Here is a 16,235-nt window from a genome sequence, read left to right on the forward strand (position 1 = left end):
GTCTTCGAGTGTGCCCGAGAACCGCGCCGACGTGGTCGTGGTGGGCGGCGGTACCGCCGGCATCGTGGCAGCGAAGACCGCGGCCGGCTTCGGCGTTCGCGTCGTGTTGATCGAACGGGACCGCACCGGCGGCGACTGCCTCTGGACCGGATGCGTGCCGTCGAAGGCCCTGCTCGCGGCGGCCTCGGTGGCACAGACGGTTCGATCCGCGTCCCGGTTCGGCATCGACACCGAGCCGCCGCGCGTGGATTTTGCACGCGTGATGCAGCACGTGCACGGGTCGATCTCCGAGATCGCGCCGATCGATTCACCGGAGGCACTCACTGCGGCCGGGGTCGACGTCATCAGCGGTGACGCCGTGTTCACCGGTCCGAACACGGTGAATGTCGGCACTCGGATGCTGCATTTCGGTCAGGCGATCGTGACCACCGGCGCGCATCCCACGGTGCCGACGATCGACGGTATCGATAGCGTCGACTACCTGACCAGCGACACTCTATGGGATCTGACGACCCTGCCCGAGCGGCTGCTCATTGTCGGAGCCGGATCGGTGGGTTGCGAAATGGCGCAAGCATTCTCGCGTCTCGGATCCGACGTCACCCTTGTCGGACGGTCAGCGACGATCCTTCCCCGCGAGCACCCTGAGGCCTCGTCGATACTGACGCAGGCCCTGACCGACGAGGGCGTGCGCGTGCTGACCTCTACCGCAGTCGTGCGCATCGGCGACGGTTCCGCAGTTACCGACTCGGGCGTAGACATCGCTTTCGACCGGGTCCTGATCGCCACCGGGCGGACTCCACGAACCGCGTCACTCGGCTTGGACTCGGCCGGTGTGGAATTGGACGGCAACGGATTCGTGCGGGTCGACGAGCATCTACGAACCACCAATCCCCGCATCTGGGCGGCCGGAGATCTCACCGGTCACCCTCAGTTCACCCACACCGCCGGTGTGCACGGCAGCCTGGCCGCGAGCAACGCGGCGCTCGGCCTGAACCGAAAGGTGAGTACGACGGGGATGCCGCGGGTGACGTTCACCGATCCCGAGATCGCTTCGGCCGGAATCGATGTGCGGACTGCGCGGCAGCGTGGACTTCGATTGCAGACGCTCGATCACCATCACGTCGATCGAGCCGTCACCGAGGGCAGAACTACCGGATCGACGACCCTCGTTCTCGACGCGAAGCGTCGGATCGTGGGAGCGTGTGTGGTGGGACCGCGAGCGGGCGAGACTATCGGGGAGCTGATCATCGCCATCGAGCAGGGCCTGCGTACCCGCGATCTCGCCGGGGCAACGCACCCGTATCCGACGTACAACGACGGGCCGTGGAACGCGGCGATCGCAGACGTGAAGGCGCAGTTGGGTTCTCCGGTGATTTCTCGGGCAACCGCCGCACTGGCGAAGGCGCGCGGTGCGTGGTTCGTCAGGAAAGAGCGCGATACCCGGCGATGATCCGTTGGGTAGAGCTCACCGCGACCACGGCCGCCCACACCACCGCGATCTGCCACGAGATGCCGGGGAGCAGTAGCCAGAGACTGTGCACCGCAATTGTTTCGGCACCCTCGGCCAGGCCCCCGAGGAACGACAGCGAGCGGCCGTCGTCGATGGTACGACCGGTGCGTTCGGCAATCGAGGAGAACGCAAGAAACGCGGTCCCGTTGATGTAGTACGCCAACAGCACCAGCAGGAACGGCCACCAGGGGGCGTCGTACGCGGCCGAGGCACCCACCGCGACGCCCACCACAGTCGTTCCGTACACCACGAAATCGGCGGTGATGTCGAAGAATCCGCCGGCCCCGGCTGTTGTCGCCCGCCTGCGTGCCAGCGGTCCGTCCAGACCGTCGGCGATGCGGGAGACGATCCACAACACCAACGCGAGCAACCAGAATTGCAGGCCGGCGGCGAGTGCACTACCCAAGCCCAGTACGAGTCCCGCGACGGTGATCCGGTCCGGGGTGATCGAGGGACGGTCGAGCGCGCGGGCACAACGATCGAGTGGGCCTTCGAGGTGGCGGCGCAGAAAGCTGTCGATCATTCGGCAGCTCCGGTGAGCCCGAGACGGCGGGCCAACAGGGCCGAGCCGGCCGCGATCGCCAGCACCGCGAGCAGTGCGATGGCGAACGGCCACGACAGCGGTGAGGTTCCGTAGGCACCGAGCGCGGTGTAGGCGACGGTCGCGGGCACGATGCCGATCATGGTGCCCACCACGTAGTCACGTTGCCCCACGGCACTGACTCCGGCCGCGTAGTTGACCAGGGAGAACGGCAGCGGCACCAGTCGCACGACCAGTACTGACAGCAGTCCCCGTCGCCCGAGCATGGCGTCGAGCCGGCGAAGCCTGTCCCATTCGGTGCGGGCCACCTGTCCACGGCCGAGCGCCCGCGCTCCCCAGTACCCGAGATATGCCCCCGCGGTGGCAGCGAACACCACGACGGTCGCGCCCACCGCCAACCCGAACAGCAGTCCCGACGCGATGGTCAACGTGCTGGCGGGGAACGGGGTGGCCGACAGGACGGCATAGAGCACGACGAACAACGCGATGCCCCAGGGCCCGGCCGACGCCACGCGATCGCGGATGAACGACGGATCGGGAAGATCGACGGTGCTCAGCACGATCACCACAGCGATGACGATCACGGCAGCCGCGAGCAATTTCAGGGTCGTGCCGCGGCGACTACGCGTCGGGCGGTCCTGCGTCACGGTGTGTGCCTCTCGTCCGACGGTTCACGATCCATTGTGCACACGGCCGGTCTGCCCGCGTGTTCAGCGGTTGTCGCATTCGACCGATTACGGTGGTGAGGGCAGCGTCGACGACGGCTGCTTCGGTTGATCTGGAGGCCCCCGGGTGATTCGTTCAGTACGGTGCGCAGTGGCGATTGCGGCGAGCGCAGGGCTGCTGCTTACCTCCTGTGCTGCGCCGGATTCGGAAGCACCGATAGCCGAGGCGCAGTCGTGGAGCGAGATCGAACAGCAGGCGCAAGGACAGACCGTCTCGCTGTGGATGTACGGCGGCGACGAGCAGGGCAATGCCTACGTCGACGACGTGCTCACCCCCGCGGCCGCCGCGGAGGGCGTCACATTGCGTCGCGTGCCGGTGGAATCGACGACCGATGCCGTCAACCGCATCCTGTCCGAGCGGCAGGCCGGGGTCACCGACGGTGAGGTGGACCTGGTGTGGGTCAACGGCGCGAACTTCGGCACCGGTAAGCAGGCCGGCGCGTGGCTGTGTGGGTGGACGCAGAATCTGCCGAACATGGAACTGACCGATCCCGAGGATCCGCTGTTGCTCGACGACTTCGGCACCCCGGTCGAGAACTGCGAATCACCCTGGCACAAGGCTCAATTCACCCTGGTCTACAACGCGGCAGCCATCCCCGATCCGCCGACGACATTCGACGGCGTGCTCGACTGGGCGCGGGCGAACCCGGGCCGCTTCACCTACCCCGCTCCCCCGGACTTCACCGGATCGGTGTTCGTGCGTGAAGCGTTGATCAATGCCTCCGGCGGTGTCGACGAGGTTCCCGCACAGTTCGATCAGGACTCCTACGATCGCCTCGCCCCGGCATTGTTCGACCGACTGAACGAGCTCGCCCCGTCGCTGTGGCGCGAGGGAACGACGTATCCGCAGTCCTCCTCCGAGCTCGACGCCCTCTACGCCGGCGGTCAGGTCGACATGACGATGACGTACGGCCCCGCGACCCTCCCGAAACTCGTCGCCGACGGCACCTTCCCACCGGAGACCCGCGTCCTGACTCTCGACGAGGGAACCGTCGGGAATGCGAGTTTCCTTGCCATTCCGTCGACGTCGGGGAAGTCCGCCGCGGCGCAGGTGGTTGCCAATCTCGCGCTGTCGCCCGAGCAACAACTCGCAAAGGCGACGCCGGAAGTGTGGGGCCAGTTCACCGTGCTCGATATCGACCGATTGCCCGATGACGCCCGCGCCAGGTTCGAGGCGTTGCCGAGTTCGACGGTTCTGCCGTCCTACGAAGAGCTGTCGGCCAACGCGCATCCAGAACTGTCAGCCGACTGGGTCTCGCCGGTCGACGAGGGTTGGCGTCGAAGCGTGCTCGCCGGTCAGTGAGCGCGTCCACGAGGAGCTTTCTCGGCACAGCGGCGGTCCTCCCCGCCGTCGTCTTGGTTGTTCTCGTCGTCGGCGGCGGTCTCGGAACCGTGGTGCTGCAGAGCCTAGGTCTGATGCCGTTGGTCGGAACCCCCGAGCTATCGGTCGACGCGTACTCCGCGCTGGGCGGTGACCTGTGGCGCTCGGTGGCGTTGACGCTGTCGATCGCCGTCGTCTCGACGGCTCTGGCCACGGTGATCGGGCTTGCCGCGGCGCTGACGGCCTTGTCGGGTGGACGCGCCGCGTTGGTCGCTGCCGGGTTGACGATCACGGTGCCGCACCTGATCGGTGCCGCCGCGATGGCATTGCTGTTGGCGGATTCGGGCATGCTGCCCCGCATTCTCGGCATGACCGACGGCGGCTGGCCGGAGTTGGTCGGTGGGAAGTGGTGGATCGCCGTCGTCGCCGAATATGCCTGGAAAGAATCGGCTTTCGTGGCCGTTGTCGTGGCCGGGACTCTCGCCACCCGTGTAGCGGCATTCGACGAGACGGCCGCGACCTTGGGCGCCGGCCGGTGGGCTCGGCTCCGTTTGGTCACGCTGCCGTTGGCTCGGCCCGCACTGATCGCGTCGGCGGCCATCGCGTTCGCCTACACGGTTGGCTCGTACGAGGTGGCCCGCATACTGGGTCGCCCGTATCCGGAACCGTTGTCGGTGATGGCGATTCGCCTGTTCACGTCGATCGATCTTCAGACGCGTCCGCAGGCAGCTGCTGCCGCGACGATCGCCACCGCTCTCACGGTGGTCGTGGCCGCGGTGGCACTGCACTATCTGCGCAGATCGGCAGCGTGGAAATGAACAGGGTGGAAGTGAACAGGATTCTTCCCGCTGTCGGCAGGTCCGTTCTGGTCCTGTGGTTCCTGTTGCCGCTGATTCCGGTTGTCTTGTGGGCCATCAGCAATCGCTGGTCGTTTCCCGGCTCGGTTCCGCAAGAATGGGGATTCGACGGCGTCCGGAGTGCCCTCGACGCCGGGGGCTTCGATGCTTTCGTGAGGTCTACCCTGCTCGCTCTCGCCGTCGCCGCCATCGCAACGCCATTGGGCGCGTTGGCTGCTCGCGCCCTGGTGAACGGCAACGTGCGCTTTCCCGCTTTCGTGGCCGGGGTTCTCTTCGCTCCGCTGGCCCTGCCCCCGTTTGCGGTGGCGTTGGGACTCGATGTTCTGGTGCTGCGCTCCCGCATTCCGAGCACGGTGGCTGTGATCGCGTTGCTGACCGTTGCGGCCATTCCGTATACGACGTACCTGATGCGAGTGGCGTTCGGCGCATACGACATCGGCTACGAGGAGGAGGCCCGCACGCTCGGTGCGTCGAGTGCCATGGTGCTGCGACGGATTCGCATTCCCCTGCTGGCTCCGGCGTTGGCGGGGGCGGCGTTACTCGCCTTCCTCGTGGCGTGGAGCGATTACGTCATCACCCTGTTGATCGGTGGCGGCAGACTGGTCACCGTGCCGATACTTGTCGCCTCGTTCGCTGCGGGGACCGGTAACGATTCGGTGGTGGCTGCGCTGTCGGTCACCGCCGTCGTGCCGCCGTTGTTGCTGGTGCTCATGCTCGCCCGGTTGCGTCGTAGGAGTGCACGATGAGCGTCGAACTGTCCGTTCACGGACTCACGAAAGTACATGCCGGTCAATCGGTTGCGGCTCTGGATTCGTTGGATCTCACCGTGCCACCGGGATCCTGCACGGCGATTCTCGGGCCGTCGGGCTCGGGCAAGAGTACGGCGCTGCGGCTCATCGCGGGATTGGATTCACCCACCACCGGCACGGTGCAGATCGACGGCCACGAGGTGAACGGTGTTGCGGCCGAGAACCGCGGCGTCGGGATGGTGTTTCAACGTCCGATGTTGTTCCCGCACATGTCGGTACTGGACAACATCGGTTTCGCGTACCGCGCGGCCGGGGAAAGTCGCAAGCGGTCGCGCGAACGTGCCCGGGAGTATCTCGATCTGGTTCATCTCGGTGACATCGGGGATCGCGCGGTGTCGGAGGTATCCGGCGGGCAGGCCCAACGGGTGGCGTTGGCACGCTCACTTGCCGGTTCACCGCGAGTGTTGTTGTTGGACGAGCCCTTCAGCGCTCTGGACCCTGTGTTGCGCAGCGAGATGCACGACCTGGTTCGCGAATTACGTTCGACGCTCGATCAGACCCTGCTGCTCGTCACCCACGATCAGCAGGAAGCTGCGGTGCTGGCCGATTCGGTCGCAGTGCTCATCGACGGGCGATTGGAGCATCACTCCGATATCGCAACGGCCTACACGCGTCCGAGCACGCTCGCAGTGTCGCGACTGATGGGTGGGATGAACGAAATCGAGGGGCAGTGGGACGGGGTTGGGGTGCATCGCTCCGAGCTCGGGGAGCTGGAGGTCGAAGGAGTTTCTTTGCCGGCTGGGCGTGCCGTGCTACTGCTTCGACATGAGTTGATCACATTGAATGACAACGGGATTCGTGGGGCTGTTTCTGCCTCGAGGCCTACCGGATTTCGCAGCATCGCCGATGTGACGGTGGGATCGACAGTGCTGAAGGTGGAGCTGGCGGCGGGATCTGCTGTGCGGGTCGGGGACGCCGTGGGATTGCAGATTCCGGGTGGGGCGAGGTTTGTCACGGGTTGAGGTCGAAGATGTGGCTGTTCGCAGTTCTCGCACTCCGGGGCCGGCCGAAGTCCCCATACCGCTGAGACGGTCGGCAGATCGGGCGTACCGGTCGCCGTAAGGTGAAATAGCTACCCTTGTGGTGTTCGATCCGACGTGTCGCAGGCCGGGTCTTCGATGTCGGTCGTCAAGGCTCGCGATCGAGGTCTGACCGTTCTCACAGCCGTCTTTCTGCCTGTCCGGTCCTCAACGGCTGTTCGAGTGGAGTTGTGAGCTGACGGCTCGTAGCGAGGACAGGTACGCGAACAGGGCGTTGGCCGCAATGACGCCGACTGCCAGCGACAGCGTTGCGGGCAGGCCGATCGGACCCACGAGGGCTCCGGCGAGGCCGGCACCGATGGGTTGTCCGCCCCACGCCAGCATGCGGGCCGTGGTGTTGACGCGGCCCTGAAGTTCGTCCGGGGTCACCAGGTGGCGGACGGTGATGCCGTTGATGATCACCGTCGATGCTGCGGCTTGGAAGACGACCAACGCGCACACTCCCAGCACCGGTACGGTGGCCAGAATCCACACGCTGATCGCGCCTGCTTGTGCGAGCAAACCGGCGATGGCGATCGTCCCAGCTGTGAACTTTCGGGACAGGCGCGGTAGTAATGCTGTCGAGATCAGCGTTCCAACTCCGAGGGCTGCGAAGAACAGACCCAGCTCGCCGCCGTCCTCGTCGACACCGTACCGCTCGACGGCGGTGACGACGAGGAGGCCGGTCATGATGCCGCCGGCCACACTGTTGCCGGTCCCGATCAGGGTGAGCAGGCGGACAAGTGGGTGACCGTAGATGAAGCGCACCCCGTTGCCGATATCGCGCCACAAGTGGGGTTGTTCCGTCCGCGGCGCGGATGTGGGTTCACGTACCCACAGCAGCAGGATCGCGGTCACTGCGAACGTGGCCGCGTTGAGGGCCAGCGCGGCGAACGGCGAGGATGCGGCAATTAGCACACCACCCAGTGCGGGCCCGGCCATAGTGATGACCGTTGCCATCGCAGTTTGTCGCCCGACGGCGTCGGCCAGTCGAGCGCGTGGCACCAGTGAGGGCAGCAAACCGAAGCCGGCGGCGTCGAAGAACACCATAGCGGCGGCGCTGACGAACGCTGCAACGAACACGTGTGCCGTCGACAGAGTCGCCATCCAATGCGCCGCCGGTATGGATGCCGTTGCAGCGCATGCGGCGAGCGCGGTGACGACCATCGTCGGGCGACGCCGCCAGCGGTCGGCAACGGCACCGGCGAACAGCCCGAACACCAGGTACGGTGCCGATTCGACAGCGGTGAGAAGCGCAGTGGCCGCGGCACTTCCGGTGGTGCGGTAGATGACGAGCGGGAAGGCTACCAACGCGACGGCAGTTCCGAACCAGGCGACGGTGCGCGCGAGCACCATCAACCGGAACGCGGACCCCAGCGACGTCCGAGCGTTCGTCGAGCTCACTTGCCGAACACGTTGTCCGCGGTGTTCTCGATGGCGTCGACGATGCGGACTCCGGCAGCCTGGAAGTCCGCTTCGTTCTGCGGGTACACCCGGGAGTTCCGCACCGCTGGTGAGTTCGCGAGCAGAGCCGATATGTCTGTCACGGCGGCCGCGGCGTCCGCCTCCGATCCGGCGTATTGCACCAGGACGACGTCGGGTGCAGCGCTCAAGGCTGCCTCGGGGGTGATTTCGGCGAAATTGCCGTCGATGTCGGCGAATTCGTTGGTCATGCCGAGTGCGTCGACCACTGCGCTGTAGTAAGACCCACTCAAGGCGTAGAGCTTGCCGTCGAAGCTCTGGACAACCGCTGCCGACAGCGGCGCACTGTCGGTGTTCTTCGCTCGTGCTGCGGTGACGCGATCGCGCAGCGAGGTCACGACCTCTGCTGCTTTGTCCGGGACGCCGTAGATGGTGCCGAGGTTGTCCACGTCGGTGTAGACCGCGTCGATTGTCTTGGGCGCGGGCGTGTTCTGGCAGTATTCGCCGAGGACGTAGAGGTTGCCGCCTGCAGCGGTCAGGTCATCGGAGCTCGCCGATCCTTGGCCGCCGAGTTGCCCTTGGTCGTTGGACAGGAACAGATCCGGTGAGGCCCCGATAAGGAATTCGCGTGAGGGTGCATAGTCGTCGGTGTTGGAGGTCAGGCCAGAGAATCGGTCGAGTCCGTCGAATGCGTAACTGCCGTTGGTGTATCCGATCGCGCTGTCGGCGACGCCGAGTGCATCGAGCGTGGCGATGACTCCCGGAGCTCCGAGGAGTACCCGCTCGGGTGGGGCGTCGTAGGTGTAGTCGACGCCGCAGCTGGCCACGGTCACCGGGTATGCCGAGGTGCCGCTGTCGGTCTCGGTGCCTGCGGCAGTGGGTTCGGCCTGTCCGCTCGCGCAGGCGGACAATAGGAGAATGGTTGCGGCGGCGCAAGTTCCGGTTCGTACGGCGATCTTCATGGTTGGCTACTTTCGGTGCGGGTGTCGAAATTGGGTTGAGTAGCGGTGCAGCTCACGGTGGATGGGCGGTGCGAGGTGGCGGGTCCGAAATGGACGCACGGTCGGCCGGTGATCGGGTTGACGGCGATGACCGAATCGACGCCGTAGACCTCGCGAAGCATGTCCGTTGTCAAGACGTCGGTGGGAGTTCCGTGGGCGACGAGGGCACCGGATTTCATGACGAACAGGCTGTCGCAGTAGGCGGCAGCGAGGTCGATGTCGTGTAGTGCGACGACAACGGTGGCTTCGGTTGCGGTGAGCAGTTCGAGGAGGTCGAGCTGCGCCGAGATGTCGAGGTGATTGGTGGGTTCGTCGAGGATCAGTATCGGAGCTTGTTGCGCGAGGGCCCGAGCTACGAAGACGCGTTGCCGCTCGCCTCCGGACAGGGTCGAGATCTGACGGTCGACGAGGTGCGCGATCCCGGCGGCCATCACGGCGGCGTCCACTGCGGCGACATCGACCGCGCCGAAGCGTCGCAGACCGGTGTTGTGCGGGATGCGTCCGAGTTCGATGATCTCCCGTGCGGTGAACTCGAATTCCGGTGAATCGTCCTGCAGGACAACCGCAGTCCTGGTCGCCGATTCACGAGCGCTGAGGCGGCGAAGGTCGTCCTCGCCCAGCACGATCGTTCCGCCTGAGGGTATGAGGGCCCGGTAGAGCGTGCGCAGCAGCGTCGACTTTCCGCTGCCGTTCGGTCCGAGAAGTCCTACAACCGAGCCTGATTCGGCGTGTATGACCCCGTCGGTGAGAATCTTGGCACCGTCGATAGCGACGGCGACGCCCTGTGCGTCGAGTTTCATCGAGCCCTCGCCGTCCGCCCGGAGGAGACCAGCAGGTACAGGAAGAACGGAGCGCCGATGGCCGAGGTGACCACCCCGATCGGAAGTTCGGCGGGGGCGCGGAGCACGCGGGCCGCGATGTCCGAAAGCGGTAGGAAGCATGCGCCGAGCAGTGTTGCGGTGACAACGACGCGGCGGTGATCGGCACCGACGAGCAGACGCGCAATGTGCGGGATGACCAGGCCGACGAACCCGATACCGCCGACTTCGGCAACGATGACGCCGGTCAGGACCGACACCACGACCATCAGCGTCAGCTGGAATCGCGCGACGTCGATGCCGAGGGAGTAGCCGAGGTCGGTGCCGGAAGCCAGGGCGTTCAGGCGGGCACTGTTCCACATCAGCCACGTCGTGGCCGCCGCGATGACGACCGCGGGCAGCAGCAGGCTCGCCCACGATGCCCCGGCGATCGAACCGAGACTCCAGAACAGCACGCGCTGAGATTGATTGGGAGTGGCGATGGTTTGAAAGAAGAACGTGAACGAGGAGACGAGGTACCCGACGGCGACCCCTGCCAGCACGAGCCGGGTCGGTGGCCATTGCCCTCCGCGGCGGGCGAGGACGAACACCAGCGCGAACGCCAGGAGGCCGCCGATGAAGGCTGCCGCGGACAGCGATACGCCGCCGAGTACCCCGGCGCCGAAGACAATGACGATAACTGCGCCCAGGCTCGCGCCCGGCACGATCCCGATCAGGTAGGGGTCGCCCAGCGGGTTACGTACAACGACTTGGATGACCACGCCCGCTATCGCCAGACCCGCGCCGACGACGATGGCGAGAATGGTGCGCGGCACGCGGACCTGCCAAACGATCTGATCGTTGACCGGTGTCGAGGTGTGTGCGCCCGCCATGCCGAGGTGTTGGGCGACCGAACCCCAGATGTCTCCGAGTCCGATGGTGACAGCGCCGATGCTGACCGACGCCACCGCGATGATCACGATGGCGAAGCCCGAGATCGCCAGCAACACGCGAAAGCGTTGGGGCGAGGCGAAGGGCGGTGCGCCCGTGCTGCGCACCGCAGTGGCCGGCGATCGTTTCATCAGGTCTACATCCCGACAGCTAGTTGTTAATGACAATCAGTGTCGATACAGTAGCGAATGCAGTGCGGAGACGACACCTCGGGCTGTGCGTACTGGTGAAGGAGCCGACCCTGATGCACACGGAGATCGCCTCTCTCAGAAAGATTCACGATCGGCTCAACGGCGCAGTCGATCCTGCGCCGACTCAGAGACCCATGAATCGAAACGGTGCCTCGATTCACCTCCCGAAGCCACGCACACTCGACTCGCCGTTCACAGCGCTGGTCCACGCCCGGCGTTCGCGGTACGACTTCGACCCGAGTGGCGAACTGAGCGTGGATTCGGTAGGAACCCTGCTCGGCACCGCGCTCGGACTCGGACGCCGGATCGAGGCCTACGGCGACCGCGAATACCCGCTGAGCGTGGCACCGACCGCAGGCGGCCTCCGCACCCGCGACACGTTCCTGTTCGCAACCCGCATCGCCGGCATCCGGCCGGGAATCTACCGATACGACATGGCCGATCACTCTTTGCAGCTCGTGTCCGCGGTGCACCCTGCCGTTGCACTGGCCGAGCTGTACGCCCAGAGCGAGTTCGCGGCGTTGCCGGCGGCGAGCCTCGCTCTGACTGCAAGGCTGGATGTCGCGCTGGCCAAATACCCACCGCGCCACTACCGCACGGTGCACGTCGATGCCGGCATCGGGGTCCAGAATCTGTATTTGACCGCCACAGCGATGGGCATGGCGTGCTGCGCAGTCTCGGGTTTTTCCGATCCGGCGGCGGAATCGGTGCTCGGACTCGATGCTGCTGCGATAGTGACGATGCTGGTGGCTGTTGGGCCGCCGCGCATCACCGGGCTGGAAGAATCGTCAGTGTAGGAGTTGGTCTCAGTGTGGGAGGGGCGTAGTCGGCAGCGTGGTGCCCGCGGCGGCTGCGGCGGCGACAGCAGCGGGCATACGGCTCCCGCCGAGGAACGGAAGGCCGATCGGCGAGCTCGAATACAGCCCGGTGGCAACGACCCGAACTACGTGTAGTCCGGCCGCTCTCACGTCCGCGGTGGTGACATCGACTTCGACGACACGGTGCCCAGCGCTGTTCAAGACCTTGACCAATGCCGCGATTCGGTCGGTTGTCGGTGCGGCGTCGGCCGTGTCGAGGTCCGACAGGTCGACCGAACCGAGTGTGGCGGCGGCAAGTTCACGACGGAACTGTTCTTGCACTTCGGGATCGAGGTGTATCTGGAGGTGGCAGACGTAGTCGACCAGATCGCGCCGATCGCTTCGATAGGACATTCCGTAGGCGCGGTCCGCGCGCCAGGGTTTGAGCGGGCTGGCCGGTGACTGCGCGGCCTGCATATAAGCCGAGGTCGGGTCGTCGTATTCGGAGACGAACAGTTGGAGTTGCAGGGCTTCGGCGTATGCCTTTTCCGCAGTGCGCACCGCGTCTGTTCCCACACCCATCCCGAGCGTCAGAAATCCCGTCGAGCGGTCGTGCACCAAAGAACCGAGTACCGGAATACCGAATTCGGTGGTGAACGAATAGAAACGAGTGTCGAGTCGCCCCTGTGGTCCCCTCGCGAACTGGCGTAGCCACGTCGGTACGGACACTTCGTGAACGCCTTGTCCGCCGTACCAGGACAGTGTCATCGCATCACGTTCGAGTATTTCGCATAGTGCGCCCCAGCAGGCGAATTCACTGCTGGGGCCCGCGGCGAGACCTGCCTGGATGATCGGGTTCGTCAGCGGGCGGTCCTCGCCCACCGGGCGTGTGTGCGATCCGAAGTACGAGGGCCACACCAGTGACGCCGGCACCCACACCGAGCTCCCGGTCGAGAGGTCGGTGCCGTCGATCCATTCGACGTCGAGGCTTCCGGTGAGCTCGGACGCAGGGAAGCGCGGTGCCGCATGCTGTTCGGCGGAGTACAGGCACACCGTGGCGGGGTCGAGAGCGTCGACACCCTCGGCGGTCAGAGAGAGGTAGCTGCCGCGGCGGAGGCCGTCCGGAACGAGGTTGCCGCAGTATCGTTCGACGCCTTCGCCGATTGCTGCGCCCAGCACACGGTCCGGGGAGCCGAAGCCGTAGCCGGCTCCGGAATTGTCCGCCGGCCAGTCGCTGAATCGGCTGATGTCGCTGATACGGGAATGGGTCAGGGCGAAGGAGGAGGGAAAGTGCTCGGGAATGCAGCGGGGGTCCAGTCGGGTGAGAACTCCGAACCGGGGGTCGACCAACGCGTCGTACATGTCTTCCTTCTTCTTGCAGTCGGCCACAGGGCAAGCAATGCTAGGCAAGCGGTAGGGGGACTCTGACCAGTTCAGAGCTGTTGCGCGGGTGCGCGTTCCACCCGAGAGCGGTGGGTAACTCGAGTAGACGCGGTGACCCGTGGAGCGGGAATGCCGGCGGGCCGTTGCCGACCAGTTGGGGTGTCAGCACTCGAACCACCGTCAGACCGGATTGCGCGATGTCGTCGGTGGTGAGATCGACGACGACCGCGTCGATGCCGTGGCGTGCGAGTGCGGCGAGGTAGGTTTCCCGCACCGAGCCCGTGACCGCGGGGATCTCGTCCATCGCGACCAGGTCGCGAGGTTCGAGGCGAAGGAGCGCGGTGCCGGCCTGCATGCGCCGGTCCTGGTAGAGCTGTGCGACGGCGGGGAGGTCGACCAGGTTGCGGAAGTTCTTTCCGGCCGCGTCGAGGTAGTTGCGATCCTCGCGGTACGGAAGGAAGACGTGGTCTGGCATCGCGCCGGTACGGACGGACTGCCAGGTCTCGCTGTCCGGGTCGGCAAGTTGACGGGAGAGTTGCATCGATCCCAGCGCTTCGACGAGCGCTTTCGTCGCAGCGGCATGCGGGGTGGCGCGGCAGGCGCTGCCGAAGGCGACGAGTTCGCGGGCACGGTCGCGGACCAGTGCCCCGACGACGGGCACACCGAATTGCGACGGGATGTTAATCAAAGTCACGTCGAGGTCGAATCCTTCAGCAGGGCAGCCCATCTGGCCTATGACCCGCCCCCCGTCGTCGAGTCGGTGAGCGTCGGCACCGCTGGCCCACCAGATCGTTGTGGCATCGCGCTCGAGCAGCTCCTCGATGGCGGATTGCTCGGCCCGCTGCCGGCTCGTGCCGGTGGCGATACCGGAGTACATCAACGAGTGCAGCGGCGGCTCCGACGTGCGGGAGCCACGAATGTAGTTGAGATAGACCGATCCTGCCGGGGCTCGTACGGCCCGGCCATCGTGCATGTCAACGCCTTCGACCCATTCGACAGGGGTATCGGCCGTGAACGGTACGAACGGGAAACCACGGCTTGCGTATTGCTCGGGCGAGTACAACGCGAAGGTGCCGGGATCGAGCGCGTCGATTCCGCGGGCGCGCAGTTCGCGGTAGCTCGCACGGTCGAGATGCGGGGGAACAGCATTGCCGCAATACCGTTCGACGGCTTCCCCGATCGCGGCACCACGTGCCGCTCCGTGATCTCCGAACGAGGCACCGAAGCCGATCGGGTCGGCGACCCAGTCGACGACCCGATCCATGCATGCGACATGAGCGCGATAGCCCACCCACGCACTGGGCAGCTCGACATCTCGTTCGAGCGGACCCACACCGGTTAGGACGCCGAGCCGGGATCCATGAAGGCTCGATCCGTGAACGCTCACTGCTTTTCCTGTCGGATAGGGAGACGGACGAGGGTACGGGCGGCACCGACATGCACTGTTTGCGTTGCCTTCTCGATTGTCGTGCCGGTGTAGCGGTTGCCGCTGTTCAAATTCCGCGTGAGGGCGGGGAAGTCGCTGCCGGTGATGTGCAGGATCAGCTCCGACCCGCGTTCGAGATGTACAGCCGTGCGAGAGAGAGGAACGCGCACGGCGTCGGCGCTGGCACCGGTCACCGCGACGCCGTAGCCGATTTGGTGCAGCGAACCGCGGGCGCTGCGGCGGAGCAGCCGCACGATCCAGTCGGCTTCCGGTGCTGTGGTCGATGCGGTCAGGTGTGCTTCTGGGATGCCGTCGATGTGCAGGTCGGCTGCCAGCGGGCCGGTGGTGAAATCGACGAAGTCACTGCGGACGACAGCGCTGCGGTCGTGGTGGGTGGGGATGGTGGGGTACGGGTCGGCGGGGTTGTACTCGAAAGACAGTGCTGCCGAGCCGGACTGCGGCGCGGTTTCGAGCCGGCGACGGTCGTGTGCATACAGCAGGATCGACGATTCCGGTTCTTCACGTGTCTCGTTGTCGATCCACGTATCGACCCCCCGGTGAAAGATCGACACGGACGCCGATTTGGATTCGGCGGCGCGGTGGCCGAGGACCGAATGCAGCCACTGCACGCATATCTTCCCCCACTCGATCGACGCCACCGGGCCGTGGCGGCCGGAAGGATCGACGAACAGCTCGTGGGTCCACGGCCCGATCATCAGCCGCCGGGCCGGGCGGGGTTCGACGTTGGAACCGACAAGGTCGAAATGGGCGATCGACGTCTCGGTCACCAGGTCGTACCACCCTCCGACGTGAAACGAAGGCACCGTCAATTCAGCCAGTTCGTTGTCGGTGATGCGTTGGTCGTCGAGATGGTCTGGGCCTCGATCGAGTACCCCGCCCCACGTCGGGAGGTGCACCCCGGCGGTGTCGGGTAGCTGCTTGACCGGAAGTGCGAGATACGACTCGAGGTCGGGTAAAGCATTGCCCGGCATGTCCGTTCGGCTCACCCGGGCGTCGCCGTGCTGCAGCCACCACCCCAAGTGCTCGTACAGGCGCAGAATGCCGGACGGGTCGAATTTGGTGCGAGCGAGTTCCATCGAGGGACACAGGCTCACCACCGCCCGGACCGCGATCGGGCGTTCTACGGCCATCGCCCATGCGGTGTAGGCGGAGTAGGAGCCGCCGTATGCGACGACGCCGCCGTTCGCCCATGGTTGACCGCATACGAAGTCGACCAGTGCTGCGCCGTCGTCTCGTTCCGAGTGGTAGGGAGTGAAGGTTCCGTCGGAGTCGTACCGTCCTCGTACATCGGCGACGACGTAGGCGAAGCCGTTGCGCGCCCAGCCGAGGCCTTCGGAGCGGTGGCGCGATCGTCCGTACATCGTGCGTGTGATGACAGCGGTGGCCGGGAAACATCCTGGCTCGGGAAGGTAGATGTCTGCGACGCAACACGTTCCGTCGCCGTTCGGCACGCGCAGGTTGTGC

The 16,235-nt window shown here is 65.7% G+C and carries 15 protein-coding genes; 6 read left to right on the forward strand and 9 right to left on the reverse strand.

Annotated elements, in window-relative coordinates:
* Positions 1 to 10: 10 nt before the first annotated feature.
* Positions 11 to 1,450, forward strand: coding sequence for a dihydrolipoyl dehydrogenase family protein (locus CH281_RS08585; protein ID WP_256983399.1), 1,440 nt, complete (start codon positions 11 to 13; stop codon positions 1,448 to 1,450).
* Here CH281_RS08585 and CH281_RS08590 read toward each other — a convergent pair.
* Together CH281_RS08590 and CH281_RS08595 are read right to left on the reverse strand one after the other, a co-directional pair.
* Positions 1,422 to 2,033: a CDP-alcohol phosphatidyltransferase family protein gene (locus CH281_RS08590; RefSeq protein WP_032364601.1), complete on the reverse strand. Its 612-nt coding sequence runs from the start codon at positions 2,031 to 2,033 to the stop codon at positions 1,422 to 1,424. The genes CH281_RS08585 and CH281_RS08590 overlap by 29 nt on opposite strands.
* The gene (locus CH281_RS08595) at positions 2,030 to 2,698 is read right to left on the reverse strand and encodes a TVP38/TMEM64 family protein (protein WP_230072880.1); all 669 of its coding nucleotides are present in this window, start codon (positions 2,696 to 2,698) and stop codon (positions 2,030 to 2,032) included. The genes CH281_RS08590 and CH281_RS08595 overlap by 4 nt, the downstream gene beginning before the upstream one ends.
* A 145-nt stretch (positions 2,699 to 2,843) precedes the next feature.
* Between CH281_RS08595 and CH281_RS08600 the strand changes: the two genes are divergently transcribed.
* From CH281_RS08600 to CH281_RS08615, 4 genes are read left to right on the forward strand one after another with little or no spacing between them, the layout of a single operon-like run.
* The gene (locus CH281_RS08600; protein ID WP_094693742.1) at positions 2,844 to 4,079 is read left to right on the forward strand and encodes an ABC transporter substrate-binding protein; all 1,236 of its coding nucleotides are present in this window, start codon (positions 2,844 to 2,846) and stop codon (positions 4,077 to 4,079) included.
* The gene (locus tag CH281_RS08605; protein WP_094693744.1) at positions 4,076 to 4,915 is read left to right on the forward strand and encodes an ABC transporter permease; all 840 of its coding nucleotides are present in this window, start codon (positions 4,076 to 4,078) and stop codon (positions 4,913 to 4,915) included. Before CH281_RS08600 ends, CH281_RS08605 begins: the two co-directional genes overlap by 4 nt.
* 11 nt (positions 4,916 to 4,926) lie before the next feature.
* Positions 4,927 to 5,700, forward strand: coding sequence for an ABC transporter permease (locus tag CH281_RS08610; protein ID WP_256983400.1), 774 nt, complete (start codon positions 4,927 to 4,929; stop codon positions 5,698 to 5,700).
* Entirely contained in the window at positions 5,697 to 6,725 is a 1,029-nt protein-coding gene (locus tag CH281_RS08615) for an ABC transporter ATP-binding protein (protein ID WP_094693748.1), read from the forward strand. Before CH281_RS08610 ends, CH281_RS08615 begins: the two co-directional genes overlap by 4 nt.
* A 225-nt stretch (positions 6,726 to 6,950) precedes the next feature.
* Here the strand turns inward: CH281_RS08615 and CH281_RS08620 are convergent, their stop codons facing one another.
* The 4 genes from CH281_RS08620 to CH281_RS08635 are packed head-to-tail and all read right to left on the reverse strand — an operon-like array spanning position 6,951 to position 11,084.
* Positions 6,951 to 8,186, reverse strand: a complete 1,236-nt coding sequence (locus tag CH281_RS08620) for an MFS transporter (protein WP_094693750.1) — start codon at positions 8,184 to 8,186, stop codon at positions 6,951 to 6,953.
* Positions 8,183 to 9,166 (reverse strand): ABC transporter substrate-binding protein, encoded by a 984-nt coding sequence (locus CH281_RS08625; protein ID WP_094693752.1) that lies wholly within the window; start codon positions 9,164 to 9,166, stop codon positions 8,183 to 8,185. The genes CH281_RS08620 and CH281_RS08625 overlap by 4 nt, the downstream gene beginning before the upstream one ends.
* On the reverse strand, positions 9,163 to 10,005 hold the full coding sequence (locus tag CH281_RS08630) for an ABC transporter ATP-binding protein (RefSeq protein ID WP_094693754.1): 843 nt from the start codon (positions 10,003 to 10,005) through the stop codon (positions 9,163 to 9,165). The genes CH281_RS08625 and CH281_RS08630 overlap by 4 nt, the downstream gene beginning before the upstream one ends.
* Positions 10,002 to 11,084 (reverse strand): FecCD family ABC transporter permease, encoded by a 1,083-nt coding sequence (locus CH281_RS08635; RefSeq protein WP_094693756.1) that lies wholly within the window; start codon positions 11,082 to 11,084, stop codon positions 10,002 to 10,004. The genes CH281_RS08630 and CH281_RS08635 overlap by 4 nt, the downstream gene beginning before the upstream one ends.
* 113 nt (positions 11,085 to 11,197) lie before the next feature.
* On the opposite strand from CH281_RS08635, the gene CH281_RS08640 reads away from it, so the two are divergent.
* The gene (locus tag CH281_RS08640) at positions 11,198 to 11,941 is read left to right on the forward strand and encodes a SagB family peptide dehydrogenase (RefSeq protein ID WP_179274145.1); all 744 of its coding nucleotides are present in this window, start codon (positions 11,198 to 11,200) and stop codon (positions 11,939 to 11,941) included.
* Positions 11,942 to 11,950: 9 nt separating this feature from the next.
* Here CH281_RS08640 and CH281_RS08645 read toward each other — a convergent pair whose 3' ends face one another.
* Genes CH281_RS08645 through CH281_RS08655 form a run of 3 tightly spaced genes read right to left on the reverse strand, consistent with a single transcriptional unit; the run spans position 11,951 to position 16,222 of the window.
* On the reverse strand, positions 11,951 to 13,330 hold the full coding sequence (locus CH281_RS08645) for a YcaO-like family protein (protein ID WP_256983401.1): 1,380 nt from the start codon (positions 13,328 to 13,330) through the stop codon (positions 11,951 to 11,953).
* A gap of 13 nt (positions 13,331 to 13,343) precedes the next feature.
* Positions 13,344 to 14,711, reverse strand: a complete 1,368-nt coding sequence (locus CH281_RS08650) for a YcaO-like family protein (protein ID WP_094693760.1) — start codon at positions 14,709 to 14,711, stop codon at positions 13,344 to 13,346.
* Positions 14,708 to 16,222, reverse strand: coding sequence for a CocE/NonD family hydrolase (locus CH281_RS08655; RefSeq protein WP_179274146.1), 1,515 nt, complete (start codon positions 16,220 to 16,222; stop codon positions 14,708 to 14,710). The genes CH281_RS08650 and CH281_RS08655 overlap by 4 nt, the downstream gene beginning before the upstream one ends.
* Positions 16,223 to 16,235: the final 13 nt, after the last annotated feature.

The sequence above is a fragment of the Rhodococcus sp. 06-221-2 genome (assembly GCF_002258365.1).
Classification (GTDB): Bacteria; Actinomycetota; Actinomycetes; order Mycobacteriales; family Mycobacteriaceae; genus Rhodococcoides; species Rhodococcoides fascians.

Excerpts from the sequence above, each read along its gene's own strand:
- CH281_RS08590 (WP_032364601.1), bottom strand. The coding sequence starts at position 2,033 with ATGATCGACAGCTTTCTGCGCCGCCACCTCGAAGGCCCACTCGATCGT.
- CH281_RS08615 (WP_094693748.1), top strand. The coding sequence starts at position 5,697 with ATGAGCGTCGAACTGTCCGTTCACGGACTCACGAAAGTACATGCCGGT.
- CH281_RS08625 (WP_094693752.1), bottom strand. The coding sequence starts at position 9,166 with ATGAAGATCGCCGTACGAACCGGAACTTGCGCCGCCGCAACCATTCTC.
- CH281_RS08630 (WP_094693754.1), bottom strand. The coding sequence starts at position 10,005 with ATGAAACTCGACGCACAGGGCGTCGCCGTCGCTATCGACGGTGCCAAG.
- CH281_RS08635 (WP_094693756.1), bottom strand. The coding sequence starts at position 11,084 with ATGAAACGATCGCCGGCCACTGCGGTGCGCAGCACGGGCGCACCGCCC.
- CH281_RS08640 (WP_179274145.1), top strand. The coding sequence starts at position 11,198 with ATGCACACGGAGATCGCCTCTCTCAGAAAGATTCACGATCGGCTCAAC.